The organism is Bradyrhizobium sediminis (assembly GCF_018736105.1).
Taxonomy (GTDB): Bacteria; Pseudomonadota; Alphaproteobacteria; order Rhizobiales; family Xanthobacteraceae; genus Bradyrhizobium.
In genome coordinates, this window is sequence record NZ_CP076135.1 from 2,383,036 (window position 1) to 2,395,112 (window position 12,077).

12 protein-coding genes are annotated in these 12,077 nt (G+C 64.1%); 8 read left to right on the forward strand and 4 right to left on the reverse strand.

Annotated elements, in window-relative coordinates; genetic code table 11:
- Position 1: 1 nt before the first annotated feature.
- The 8 genes from KMZ68_RS11260 to KMZ68_RS11295 all read left to right on the forward strand — a co-directional run bounded on the left by KMZ68_RS11260 (position 2) and on the right by KMZ68_RS11295 (position 8,201).
- Positions 2 to 1,171, forward strand: a complete 1,170-nt coding sequence (locus KMZ68_RS11260; protein WP_215615835.1) for an acetyl-CoA acetyltransferase — start codon at positions 2 to 4, stop codon at positions 1,169 to 1,171.
- 9 nt (positions 1,172 to 1,180) lie between these two features.
- Positions 1,181 to 2,710, forward strand: coding sequence for an AMP-binding protein (locus KMZ68_RS11265; protein WP_215615836.1), 1,530 nt, complete (start codon positions 1,181 to 1,183; stop codon positions 2,708 to 2,710).
- Positions 2,711 to 2,958: 248 nt separating this feature from the next.
- Complete coding sequence (locus KMZ68_RS11270; protein ID WP_215615837.1) at positions 2,959 to 4,170, forward strand: CaiB/BaiF CoA transferase family protein; 1,212 nt, start codon at positions 2,959 to 2,961, stop codon at positions 4,168 to 4,170.
- 4 nt (positions 4,171 to 4,174) lie between these two features.
- Entirely contained in the window at positions 4,175 to 5,341 is a 1,167-nt protein-coding gene (locus KMZ68_RS11275; protein WP_215615838.1) for an acyl-CoA dehydrogenase family protein, read from the forward strand.
- A gap of 177 nt (positions 5,342 to 5,518) precedes the next feature.
- Positions 5,519 to 6,655 (forward strand): thiolase family protein, encoded by a 1,137-nt coding sequence (locus tag KMZ68_RS11280; protein ID WP_215615839.1) that lies wholly within the window; start codon positions 5,519 to 5,521, stop codon positions 6,653 to 6,655.
- Entirely contained in the window at positions 6,652 to 7,011 is a 360-nt protein-coding gene (locus tag KMZ68_RS11285; RefSeq protein ID WP_215615840.1) for a Zn-ribbon domain-containing OB-fold protein, read from the forward strand. The genes KMZ68_RS11280 and KMZ68_RS11285 overlap by 4 nt, the downstream gene beginning before the upstream one ends.
- 400 nt (positions 7,012 to 7,411) lie before the next feature.
- Positions 7,412 to 7,939 carry a carboxymuconolactone decarboxylase family protein gene (locus KMZ68_RS11290; RefSeq protein WP_215615841.1) on the forward strand — a complete coding sequence of 176 codons (528 nt, stop codon included), beginning with the start codon at positions 7,412 to 7,414 and terminating at the stop codon, positions 7,937 to 7,939.
- Between the two features lie 16 nt (positions 7,940 to 7,955).
- Positions 7,956 to 8,201, forward strand: a complete 246-nt coding sequence (locus tag KMZ68_RS11295; protein WP_215615842.1) for a class I SAM-dependent methyltransferase — start codon at positions 7,956 to 7,958, stop codon at positions 8,199 to 8,201.
- A 79-nt stretch (positions 8,202 to 8,280) separates the two neighbouring features.
- Here KMZ68_RS11295 and KMZ68_RS11300 read toward each other — a convergent pair whose 3' ends face one another.
- From KMZ68_RS11300 to KMZ68_RS11310, 4 genes are all read right to left on the reverse strand, one after another.
- Positions 8,281 to 10,359 carry a TRAP transporter permease gene (locus tag KMZ68_RS11300; protein ID WP_215615843.1) on the reverse strand — a complete coding sequence of 693 codons (2,079 nt, stop codon included), beginning with the start codon at positions 10,357 to 10,359 and terminating at the stop codon, positions 8,281 to 8,283.
- Positions 10,360 to 10,429: 70 nt separating this feature from the next.
- Positions 10,430 to 11,599, reverse strand: coding sequence for a TAXI family TRAP transporter solute-binding subunit (locus KMZ68_RS11305; protein ID WP_215615844.1), 1,170 nt, complete (start codon positions 11,597 to 11,599; stop codon positions 10,430 to 10,432).
- Between the two features lie 55 nt (positions 11,600 to 11,654).
- Positions 11,655 to 11,777 carry a hypothetical protein gene (locus KMZ68_RS26130; protein WP_256443703.1) on the reverse strand — a complete coding sequence of 41 codons (123 nt, stop codon included), beginning with the start codon at positions 11,775 to 11,777 and terminating at the stop codon, positions 11,655 to 11,657.
- A complete protein-coding gene (locus KMZ68_RS11310; RefSeq protein WP_215602371.1) occupies positions 11,774 to 11,995 on the reverse strand; it encodes an acetyl-CoA carboxylase biotin carboxyl carrier protein subunit in 222 nt (73 codons plus the stop codon). The genes KMZ68_RS26130 and KMZ68_RS11310 overlap by 4 nt, the downstream gene beginning before the upstream one ends.
- Positions 11,996 to 12,077 lie beyond the last annotated feature (82 nt).

Sequence of the window (12,077 nt, forward strand, 5' to 3'; positions counted from 1 at the left end):
CATGACAGCCAGCATCGTCGGATGGGCGCACACGCCGTTCGGCAAATTCGATACCGAAACCGTCGAAAGCCTCGTGGTGAAGGTCGCGACCGAGGCGATGGCGGACGCCGGGATTACGGCCGCCGACGTCGACGAAATCGTGCTCGGGCACTTCAATGCCGGCTTCTCGCCGCAGGACTTTACCGCATCCCTGGTGCTGCAGGCCGATCCCGCCTTGCGGTTCAAGCCGGCAACCCGGGTCGAGAATGCCTGCGCCACCGGTTCGGCCGCTGTGCATCAGGGCATCCGGGCGATCGCCGCGGGCGCGGCCAAGATCGTGCTGGTGGTCGGCGTCGAGCAGATGACGCGGACGCCGCCGGCCGAAATCGGCCGCAACCTGTTGCGCGCCTCCTATCTGCCCGAGGATGGCGACACCCCCGGCGGCTTCGCCGGCGTGTTCGGCAAGATCGCGCAGGCCTATTTCCAGAAATATGGCGACCAGTCCGATGCGCTGGCGATGATCGCCGCCAAGAACCACAAGAACGGTGTCGCCAATCCCTATGCGCAGATGCGCAAGGATTTCGGCTACGAATTCTGCCGCTCCGAGAGCGAGAAGAACCCGTTCGTCGCGGGCCCCTTGAAGCGCACCGACTGCTCGCTGGTGTCGGACGGCGCAGCCGCGCTGGTGCTGACCGATGCCGAGACCGCCAAGACCATGGGCAAGGCGGTCAACATCCGCGCTACCGCGCATGCCCAGGATTTCCTGCCGATGTCCAAGCGCGACATCCTGCAGTTCGAAGGCTGCACCGTGGCCTGGCAGCGCGCGCTGCAATCGGCCGGCGTGCAGCTGTCCGATCTGTCCTTTGTCGAAACCCACGACTGCTTCACCGTCGCCGAACTGATCGAATATGAAGCGATGGGCCTGACGCCGCGCGGGCAGGGCGCCCGCGCCATCAAGGAAGGCTGGACCCAGAAGGACGGCAAGCTGCCGGTCAATCCGTCCGGCGGGTTGAAGGCCAAGGGCCATCCGATCGGCGCCACCGGCGTCTCCATGCATGTGATGACCGCGATGCAGCTCGTCGGCCAGGCGCCCGAGGGCATGCAGATCAAGAATGCGAAGCTCGCGGGCATCTTCAACATGGGCGGTGCGGCGGTGGCGAACTACGTTTCCGTGCTGGAGCCCGCCAAGTAGGCTTGAGCGATGAACGTTGCCGAATGGCTGGCGGCGACCGCGCGTCTCCGCCCGCATTCGCCGGCACTGTTGACCGGCTTCGATCTCGATGCGGACTATGCCACCTTCGCGCGGCGTGCGGCGGCGATCGCAGCCGCGCTGTCGCGCGACTACGGCATTGCGCCCGGCGACCGCGTCGGCCTGTTCGCAACCAACTGCACGCAATATCTGGAGTGCCTGTACGGCATCTTCTGGATCGGCGCGGTCGCGATCCCGATCAACGCCAAGCTGCACGGCCGCGAGGCGGCGTGGATCTGCAGCGACGGCGGCGCCAAGCTGACCTTTGTCTCCGACGACACCGCCGAGGCTCTGGCCGAAGCCAGGAGCGACCTGCCCGCCGCAATGAAGACGGTGTCGATGGACAGCGACGCCTATCGCAAGATCCGCGACGGCGAGGGGACGCCGGCGCCGTTGCCGCGCGAGGTCAACGATCTTGCCTGGCTGTTCTATACCTCGGGCACCACAGGCCGCCCCAAGGGCGTGATGATCAGTCACGGCAATCTGGTGGCGATGTCGCTGTGCTATCTCGCCGACGTCGATCCGGCGACCCCGCACGACGCCTCGCTCTACGCCGCGCCGATTTCGCATGGCGCGGGGCTGTATAACTTTCCGCATGTCCGGATCGGCGGGAGGCATGTGGTCCCGGAATCGAAAGGCTTCGATCCGGATGAAGTGCTCAATCTCGGCCGGCAGCTCGACAATGTCGTGATGTTTGCCGCCCCCACCATGGTGCGGCGGCTGGTCGATGCCGCCAAGCGCCGCGGCGAGAACGGTGCTGGTCTCCGCACCATCATCTATGGCGGCGGGCCGATGTATCTTGCCGATATCAGGGATGCCATCGCCACCATGGGCCAACGCTTCGTGCAGATCTACGGCCAGGGCGAATCGCCGATGACGATCACCGCGCTCGGCCGCGAATGGCATGAGCGTACCGACCATCCGCGCTATCTCGAGCGCCTCGCTTCGGTCGGGCACGCGCAGAGCGTGATGCAGGTCCGCATCACCGGCGCCGACGGCCAGCCGCTGCCATCTGGCGAAACCGGCGAGGTCGAGGCCAAGGGCTCCGCGGTGATGCTCGGCTACTGGAATAACCCGAAAGCCAATGCCGAGACGCTGAAGGACGGCTGGCTGCGCACCGGCGACGTCGGACGGCTGGATCAAGACGGCTTCCTGACGCTGTCGGATCGTTCCAAGGATGTGATCATCTCCGGCGGCACCAACATCTATCCGCGCGAGGTCGAGGAGGCGCTGTTGACGCATCCTGATGTGCGCGAGGTTTCGGCGATCGGCGTGCCCGATCCCGACTGGGGCGAGATCGTCGTCGCCTGCGTGGTGCTGGAAGACGGCGCCAAGGCCGATGACGCCAAGCTCGACGCGCATTGCCTCGCCTCGATCGCGCGCTTCAAGCGGCCGAAGCGCTACGTCTATCTCGACGCCCTGCCGAAGAACAATTACGGCAAGGTGCTGAAGACCGAGCTGCGGGCGATGATGAAGAAGTAGGTTGTCGTCGTCCCCGCGAACGCGGGGACCCATAACCACCGGCTTTGGTTGGTGTGAGGCAACTAACCCCAGCGCAAACTAGCGACTTCACGGAGTATGGGTCCCGGCTCGCGCTTCGCTTGGCCGGGACGACGCGAGACGCATACGCCCATACCCGCCACGCCCTTGATCTTGCCGGCGCGCTGCCGTTACTAGGCCTGAGCAACAAAACCGCGGCGAAAACCGTCGCATCGGGAGCAAATAACGCCATGGGACCGCTCGAGGGCATCAAGGTCATCGACATGACGACCGTGCTGATGGGGCCCTATGCCACCCAGATGCTCGGCGACTACGGCGCCGACGTCATCAAGATCGAGGCGCTCGAGGGCGACGTGACGCGGCAGATCGGGCCGACCCGGCATCCCGGCATGGGCCCGGTGTTCCTCAACACCAATCGCAGCAAGCGAAGCCTCTGCCTCGACCTCAAGAAACCGGCGGGACGCGACGCGGTGCTGCGGCTGATCAAGACCGCCGACGTGCTGGTCTACAATGTCCGCCCGCAGGCGATGGCGCGGCTGCAACTCGGCTACGACGTGGTCTCAAGACTCAACCCGCGGCTGATCTATGCCGGCGTGTTCGGCTTCGGCCAGGACGGCCCTTATGCCGCCAAGCCGGCCTATGACGACCTGATCCAGGGCGGCTCGGCGCTGGCGCATCTGATGGCGGTCGGCGGCGACGACACGCCGCGTTATGTTCCGAACGCGCTGGTCGACCGCATCGTGGGCTTGACCGCCGTCGGCGCGATCTGCGCCAGCCTGGTGCATCGCGACCGCACCGGGCGCGGCCAGCGCGTCGATATTCCGATGTTCGAGACCATGGCGGGCTTCGTCATGGGCGATCACATGGGCGGGCTCACCTACGAGCCGCCGCTCGACAGAGGCGGCTATGCGCGGCACCTGTCGCGCGACCGGCGGCCGTACAAGACTTCCGACGGCTATATCTGCGTGATCGTCTACAACGACAAGCAGTGGAACGCCTTCTTCGATGCGACCGGCCGCGACGATCTGCGCCAGAATCCGAAGTTCGCCACCTTCGCCGGACGCGCCGCCAATATCGACACTGTTTATGCCGAGCTCGCGCGGATTTTCGACACCCGCACCACCGCCGAATGGACGGAGCTACTGGTCAAGGCCGACGTGCCCGTGATGCCGATGCACGATCTCGAGAGCATTTTGCAGGACCCGCATCTGGTCGCGACCAATTTCTTTCCCGTGATCGACCATCCCACCGAAGGCCGGATCCGCAACATGAAGGTGTCGGCGACCTGGTCGGACACCGCGGCGGAGCCGGCGCGGCTGGCGCCGCGTCTCAACGAACACGGCGAGGAAATTCTTCGCGAGGCGGGCTTCTCCGCCGACGAGATCGCTGCATTGGTGCGCGACGGCGTCACCGGAACGGCGCCCGGCGCCAACAAGGATTGAGATCATGGATTTCGCGCTGTCCGCCAACCAGGAATCGATCCGCGACGCCGTCGGCAAGATCTGCGCGCGCTTCGACGACGCCTACTGGCTCAAGAAGGACAAGGAGGGCGGCTATCCCGCCGACTTCCACAAGGCGCTGGCCGATGCCGGCTGGCTCGGCATCTGCATCCCCGAGGAATATGGCGGATCGGGCCTCGGCATCACCGACGCCGCGATCATGATGCGGACGATTTCGGAATCTGGCGCCGGCATGTCCGGCGCCTCTGCCGTGCATATGAACGTGTTCGGGCTCAATCCGGTGGTGGTGTTCGGCACCAAGGAGCAGTGCCAGCGCATGTTGCCGCCGATCGTCGATGGCCGTGACAAATCCTGCTTCGCGGTTACCGAGCCGAATACCGGGCTGAACACCACGCAGTTGAAGACGCGCGCGGTGCGGCAGGGCGACAAGTACGTCGTCAACGGCCAGAAGGTCTGGATCTCCACCGCGCAGGTCGCCAGCAAGATATTGCTGCTGGCCCGCACCACGCCGCTGGAAGAGGTCAAGAACCCGACCCACGGTCTGAGCCTGTTCTACACCGATTTCGACAAGAATCGCGTCGCCGTGCATGAGATCGAGAAGATGGGCCGCAAGCCCGTCGACTCCAACGAACTGTTCTTCGAGAATTTCGAGATCCCGGTCGAGGACCGTCTCGGCGAGGAAGGCCGCGGCTTCGAATATATCCTGCACGGCATGAATCCTGAGCGCATCCTGATCGCCGCCGAAGCGGTGGGCCTGGGCAAGGTGGCGCTGGCGCGCGCTGCGGCCTACGGCAAGAGCCGCATCGTGTTCAACCGCCCGATCGGCATGAACCAGGGAATCCAGCATCCGTTGGCCAAGAACTGGATGGAGCTGGAAGCGGCGTGGCTGATGGTGATGTCGGCGGGCTGGCAATATGACCAGGGCCTGCCGTGCGGCCCGGCGGCCAATGCCGCCAAATACCTCGCCGCCGAAGCCGGCTTCCACGCCTGCGAGCAGGCTGTCATGACCCACGGCGGCTTCGGCTATGCCAGGGAATTCCATGTCGAGCGTTATTTGCGCGAATCCCTGATCCCGCGCATCGCTCCGATCAGCCCTCAGCTCATTCTCAGCTTCATCGCCGAGAAGGTGCTGGGCCTGCCCAAATCGTATTGAGATGATGGAAGTCGACCGGAATTTTCAGCCGTCATTCCGGGGCGCATCGAAGATGCGAACTACGATGTGCAATTGCACATCGGAGAATCTCGAGATTCCCCGATGCGCAGTTGCGCATCTGAGGTCTGGTCCTTCGGGCCATCCCGGAATGACGGCATCAAACGAAGTCGCACTATCATGAGCTTCATCACCGGCGTCGGACTGACCGCTTACGGCAGGCATGAGGGCTCATCTTCGCTCGACCTCATGAGCAAGGCAGCGCAGCTGGCGATATCGGATGCGGGGCTGCAGCGCAGCGAGATCGACGGCATTCTCTGCGGCTACTCCACGGTTTCACCGCACATCATGCTGGCGACCGTGTTCGCCGAGCATTTCGGCATCAAGCCGTCTTACGCCCACGCCGTGCAGGTCGGCGGCGCCACCGGGCTCGCGATGACGATGCTGGCGCACCAGCTGGTCGAGGCCGGCGTGGTCAGGCACGTGCTGGTCGTGTCCGGCGAGAACCGGCTGACCGGGCAGAGCCGCGACGCCTCGATTCTGGCGCTGGCGCAGGTCGGGCATCCCGATTACGAGGTGCCGCTGGGGCCGACCATCCCGGCCTATTACGGCCTGGTCGCCTCGCGCTACATGCACGAATACGGCGTGACGGAGGGCGACCTTGCCGAATTCGCGGTGTTGATGCGCAAGCATGCGCTGACCCATCCCGGCGCGCAATTTCACGACCCGATCACGGTCGCGGACGTGATGGCCTCGAAGCCGGTGGCGATGCCGCTGAAACTGCTGGATTGCTGCCCGGTGTCGGATGGCGGCGCGGCCTTCGTGGTCAGCCGCGAACGCACCGGCGATGTCGGCGTGCGGGTGAGGGGCTGCGCGCAGGCGCATACCCATCAGCATGTCACTGCAGCGCCCGCCTTGAGCGAACTCGGCGCCGAGATTGCGATCGCAAAGGCAAAACAGGTCGCCGGCGTCGCGATATCGGATGTGCGCTACGCCGCGGTCTACGACAGTTTTACGATCACGCTGGCGATGCTGCTGGAAGATCTGGGCCTAGCCGGGCGCGGCGAGGCGGCGGCGCGGGTACGCTCCGGGCATTTCAGCCAAGACGGTGCGATGCCGCTCAATACCCATGGCGGGCTGCTCAGCTACGGCCATTGCGGTGTCGGCGGCGCGATGGCGCATCTGGTTGAGACCCACCTGCAGATGACGGGGCGGGCCGGCAATCGCCAGGTGCGCGATGCCTCGATCGCGCTGCTGCATGGCGACGGCGGCGTGCTGTCCTCGCATGTCAGCATGTTCCTGGAGCGGGTGCGATGAGCGACAAACTCGCGGATTGGACCACGGGCGCGGAAGCGATCGTCTATCAGGCCTGCGCGGCCTGCGGGAGCCTGCAATATTTCCGCCGCAGCTTCTGCTGCGTCTGCGGCGCGCCGGAGCCGGCGGAGAAAGCGGCAAGCGGTGAGGGGACGGTCTACGCGACCTCGCTGGTATGCCGCGCCGCGACGCCGGAGACCCGTGCGCATGTGCCTTACAACATCGTGCTGGTCGATACCGCGGAGGGCTTTCGCATGATGGCCCACGGCGACAATGATCTCGCCATCGGCGACAAGGTCACCGCGCGGTTCGCGCCGTTTGCCGGGCGCCTGGTTCCGTATTTCGAGAAGGCGAAGTGAGTTGCTTGCTTGCCGTCACCCAAAAGGGTGAATCCGTCACCGCCCGTAAAAGATGAAGCTGGCAATGACGAGCATGGCCGTCACCGCCAGCATTTGCGCGAACGCTTCCGAGGCCGCCCTCTTGCTGGCTTCCTTCATGCCGATCTCCCTAGACTTGGGCATGACTCATCGCTGCGCGAGAGCGCAAACGAAGGCCATAATTCTTTACTCGGAACACCCCGCGACGAGCATTCGCTTGAATTGAGTCCCCACTCAGCGAACGTCGACCGTCTCAGGATCGAACAGTAATGCGGCGGCATTTTGACTCGGTTGTGTTGCTCCGTGGTCAGCCGCCCGTTACTGTGGAATGGAACCCACGCTCCGAAAACAACAATCAAGAACCGAAAACCCAAGGTGAATCATGGCCCGCATCGACTATTGCGACACGACGAAATCGAACGAGCGCACCAAGGAAATTCTCGGCAAGAACCGCAATGCCAATATCTTCCGGATGATGGCGCATTCGCCGAGCTATTTCGAACAGTACTGCCGGCTCGGCGGCGCGATCCGTCACAAGGGCGAACTCGATCCGGTGGTGCGGGAACTCGCGATCACGCGCACGGGGATCCTGTGCGAGGCGCCGTACGAGATCGTCGCGCACAAGCGTATCGGCAAGAATGTCGGCGTCACCGACGAGCAAAACGAGGCACTGGAGAACTGGCAGGCCGCGACCTGCTTTGACGAGGTGCAGCGGGCCGCGCTGGCCTTCACCGATGAGATCGTCAAGCTGAGGAAGCCGACCGATGCGACCTTCAATGCCATCGCGTCAAAATTGACGCCGGCAGCATTGGTCGAGCTGCAGCTTTCGGTCGGCTTCTACATCATGACGTCGAAGTTCCTGGAAACCTTTGGCATCGACATGCAGCCGGTGACGGAAGTGGTGAGCTGATCAGGACCGCGCTCCGATGGGTAATGGATGGGATCGTTCAGCCCAGGCCTGGATCGACTCCATGGGCGAGCGGGGCGACTGGGCGCGGGAGCATGTGCTCGATCCGGTCATGCTTGGCCGCGTCGGGAGGGGGCGGTTTGAACGCGCGCTTGATGTTGGTTGTGGTGAAGGCCGCTTTTGCCGAATGCTGAAGGCGGCCGGCGTCAACGCGACGGGGATCGATCCGACGCTGCAATTGCTGGAAACGGCGAAACGACGCTAGTTCGCCGTCAGCAGATCCACCCGCGTATTGGCGACGATCACGCGGTCGCGGATTCATCGCCCCCAGTCTTGCTGCGCAATCAGCGGACGCGTAACTGGCCCGCTGCAAGCGGCTGCCCCCGCATCAGGAGCCGCGCGATCACGACCGTCGGGACCAGGATGGCCAGCCCCAGACTGGTGACCTGGAACTGCGAGATCGGCATGATGCCGCCGCCGGGCGTCGCGATCACGAAGCCGCCGATCACCAGCAGCACCCGTATCGGCCACTCCATCGCACCGGCGCGGCGGAGATCGCCGACGAACGCCTGATAGCCCTGAATGCCGCCGCAGATGAACAAGGTGCCGAAGGCGGCCAGCGCCATCAGGCCGAGCCCTTCGAAATAGGGGCTATCGCCTTGCAGCACCAGCGCTGGGTTCAGCACGAAGAAGAAGGGAATGAAATAGATGATGCTGCCGACCCACATCGATTCCCAGCCGGTCTTCATGGCCGGCGAACCGGCTATGCCGGCCGCGGCGAATGAGGCGATGGCCACCGGTGGCGTGATCGACGAAAGCATGCCCCAGTAGAAGATGAACATGTGCACGGCCATCTTGTTGAGGCCGAGTTTTTCCAGCGCCGGCGCCACCAGGATGGCAAGGAAGATGTAGCAGGCCGTCGTCGTCAGTCCGAGGCCGAGCACGAGGCTGGTGAAGGCGCACATCCCGAGCAGCAGGAAGGCGTTGTCGCCGGCGATCCGCAGGAGATCGTTGGCGAGGCTGGAGACCACCCCGGTCATCGAGAACGCGCCGATCAGGAGGCCGCAGCCAGCGAGAATGCCTACCAGCTCGACGAAGGTGCGGCCATTGACCTCGAGGAACTTGTTGATCGTCGAAAACGTCCAGCGGGTTTCCCTCGAAAACAGCTGGTTCAGAACCAGCAGCAGCGCGGTGGCGTAGAACGGCGCATGGCTCTCGCGTTTGAAGTACAGCAGCATGACGATCAGCAGTGCGATGACGAAGATATAGTACCAGCCGTCCTTGATGGTATCCCATACCCTCGGCAGCTCGGATCGCGGGATACCCGCAAGGCCGTGCCGGGCAGCGTAAGAATCCACCTGCACGAACAGGCCGATATAATACAGCGCTGCCGGAATGATCGCCGCGATCGCGACATCGGCGTAACTGACGTTGAGGAACTGCGCGATCACGAACGCGGTCGCGCCCATCACCGGCGGCGCCAGCACGGCGCCGGTCGAGGCGCAAGCCTCGATCGCGGCGGAATAGGAGGCGCGAAAGCCGCTCTTCTTCATGACCGGAATGGTCATGGTGCCGGCTGTCAGCACGTTGGAAATGATCGAGCCGGACATCATGCCGAGCAGGCCGCTGGCGAAGATGCAGACCTTGGCGGCGCCGCCGCGGAACGTGCCGCACAGCGCGAACGCCAGGTTGATGAAGAACTTGCCGGCGCCCGTCATCATCAGCGCGGTGCCGAACACCAGGAAGCCGATCACGGTGTCGGCGAACGCCTGGATCGGGATGCCGAGCAGGCTTTCGCCCGACAGCACGTGATACGAGGTGGCCTGTTCGAGGGTCGACTCGGTGCCGCGGAACGGGCCAAGCCATCTGGCGTCGGCAAACAGCGGATAGACGGTGAAGGGGAGCACGCTGAGCAGCAGGCTCCAGCCGCCGGTGCGGCGCAGCGCCTCCATCAGCACGAACCACATCACCAGGCCCGCAACGATCACCGGCATCGGGGCGCCGCCGAATTCCCAGCCGGCTTCCGCAGCCTTGCGCACGCTGCGCATCAGCACGACGGCCGCGCCGGAAGTCACGACAAAGAACAGGACATCGTACCAGGGGATGCGATCGAGCGGCGAGCTTTCCGAGCCCGGAAAGATCAGGAAGGTGAACGGCAGCATCAGCGCGATCAGCAGATAGAAATATTCGGTGTTGAGCTGGGTGTAGCCGATGAAGAACCGCAGCGAGAATTGCTGGTTGATGCAGAGCAGGATCGTCGCCGCGGTGGCCACGATCAGCGCCCAGCGCCAGCCGCCGGTCAGGGTCCGCACCCGCGTGACCTCGGCCTCCTGCAAATTGTCGAGGCTGCCGTGGGGATCGTCGAACTCGATACGTTTGGCCGCCGGCTTTTCGGAGTCGGCAGTCGGTGATGCAGTCGACATGAGTTATCCCGTCAAATGGCCCGGCCGATCCGGCGCGGGCGTGGCAGCTGAGGCTGTCTTCGAAGCAGCGCTATTCGTCGAATCCGTTCGGCATGTTGGCCTTCTTCAGCGCCGCGGCGCGCGCCTTCATCCAGCTCGCCAGGAATTCCTTGTCATCGGAAGGCGGGCTGGATTTGCCGAAATCCGCCCACGCCGCCGCCAGAACCGCCTGCCGCTTGAACAGTGCATTATTGTGCGCCTCCTGGTCGTCGCTCCACTGGCCGGCTTCCTTGAGCGCCTTCACCGCGCCGGGATGCACCGGCACCACCCACTTCTTGGTCTGCTTGTCGGCCGCGAGCCCGCTCGCACCGGCGGCGGCGTCCTTGTAGACGTCGTAGCCGGTGATCATCGCCTTGGTGACGGCGTAGACCTGGTCGGGGGCTTGCGATCCGTAAACCACGAAGATCGGATACGGATAGGTTCCCATTTCGATCGGCTTTTCCTTGGAAATGCCCGCGCCGCAAGTCGCGTTGTGCCGGAAGAAGAACGATCCAACCTTCTGCACCCGCTCCCAGCCGGCGTTGTCGTTGTGCGGCAGCGGCGGCCAGACCAGCCCGCGCGGTGAGGTCTCGGCTTCCTTCGCCGGGCCCGTGATCGTGGTTGCGAAGGCGGCGTCGACGTCGTTGTTGAGCAGGCCTTTCCACATCGCGCCATAGCTCGAGAACTCGACGGACTTGACGTCGCTTTGCTTGAGACCGCCGAATGCCAGGATCGCCAGCGAGTTCTGGTTCAAGGCCGGCGAGCCGACGACAAAGCCGACGCGCTTGCCCTTGAGGTCCTTGACCTCCTTCACGCCGGTGTCCTTCGCCACGCCGAGTGAGGCGCCATTGCAGTCGACCGTCGACAGCACCAGCTGCAGGGCCTGCGGTCCCCATTCCTTGGCGCCGAATTCGAACACGCCTTCCTGTGCGAAATAGGTGCCGGAACCCATCGCCGACGACATCGCCCGGCCGGCACGCAGCGGCGACAGGCGCGCAACGTCGTTGCCCGCGGGCAGCACCCGCAGATCGGTACCGTATTTGTCCTTCATCATCTTGCCGACGGCGACAGCAATATTGAAACCGGCGGTGCCGGTGTCGTAGGCCGTGAACGTCATGGTCGGCGGCAGTTTGACGTCCTGGGCGCGAGCCACGGGCAAGGTCAGCAGCGAAATACTCGTGACAGCAATGACAGGCGTGAGCACGATCAGGCGACGGATCATCTTCCCTCCAATATTTTCGCTGCGCGAAAAATGACTGTTTGTTGGCCGGATCATGTCATCGCTTGATGGCGATGGCAACGACCGGGCGGTTATCGCTGAGCCCACGATCCGTCGAGCCGAACGGATCGTCGCGGAACTCGATCGGACCGAAGTCGATGAAGCGGCCGGCGGTACTCACGTCTCGATGACGGCGAGCACCTGACCTTCGGCGACGACGTCGTCAACGCTGACGAGAATGAGCTTGAGCTTGCCCGCTGCAGGCGAGGCGACGGGGATTTCCATCTTCATGGCTTCGACGAAGGCGATGTCGTCGCCGTCGCCGACGCTGCCGCCGATTTCAACGGGCAGCGCGCAAACGCGTCCGGCCACTTCGGTCACAATCTTGATTTCTGGCATTCCGTTCTCCCGGGGACGACCGTTTGTCGGACAGATGCCCTCGCGAACGGCTTTTTGTTGTGGCCGCAGATTGCCTGAGGTA

Coding starts and splice junctions, on each gene's coding strand:
- KMZ68_RS11260 (WP_215615835.1), top strand. CDS start 2: ATGACAGCCAGCATCGTCGGATGGGCGCACACGCCGTTCGGCAAATTC.
- KMZ68_RS11265 (WP_215615836.1), top strand. CDS start 1,181: ATGAACGTTGCCGAATGGCTGGCGGCGACCGCGCGTCTCCGCCCGCAT.
- KMZ68_RS11270 (WP_215615837.1), top strand. CDS start 2,959: ATGGGACCGCTCGAGGGCATCAAGGTCATCGACATGACGACCGTGCTG.
- KMZ68_RS11275 (WP_215615838.1), top strand. CDS start 4,175: ATGGATTTCGCGCTGTCCGCCAACCAGGAATCGATCCGCGACGCCGTC.
- KMZ68_RS11280 (WP_215615839.1), top strand. CDS start 5,519: ATGAGCTTCATCACCGGCGTCGGACTGACCGCTTACGGCAGGCATGAG.
- KMZ68_RS11285 (WP_215615840.1), top strand. CDS start 6,652: ATGAGCGACAAACTCGCGGATTGGACCACGGGCGCGGAAGCGATCGTC.
- KMZ68_RS11290 (WP_215615841.1), top strand. CDS start 7,412: ATGGCCCGCATCGACTATTGCGACACGACGAAATCGAACGAGCGCACC.
- KMZ68_RS11295 (WP_215615842.1), top strand. CDS start 7,956: ATGGGTAATGGATGGGATCGTTCAGCCCAGGCCTGGATCGACTCCATG.
- KMZ68_RS11300 (WP_215615843.1), bottom strand. CDS start 10,359: ATGTCGACTGCATCACCGACTGCCGACTCCGAAAAGCCGGCGGCCAAA.
- KMZ68_RS11305 (WP_215615844.1), bottom strand. CDS start 11,599: ATGATCCGTCGCCTGATCGTGCTCACGCCTGTCATTGCTGTCACGAGT.
- KMZ68_RS11310 (WP_215602371.1), bottom strand. CDS start 11,995: ATGCCAGAAATCAAGATTGTGACCGAAGTGGCCGGACGCGTTTGCGCG.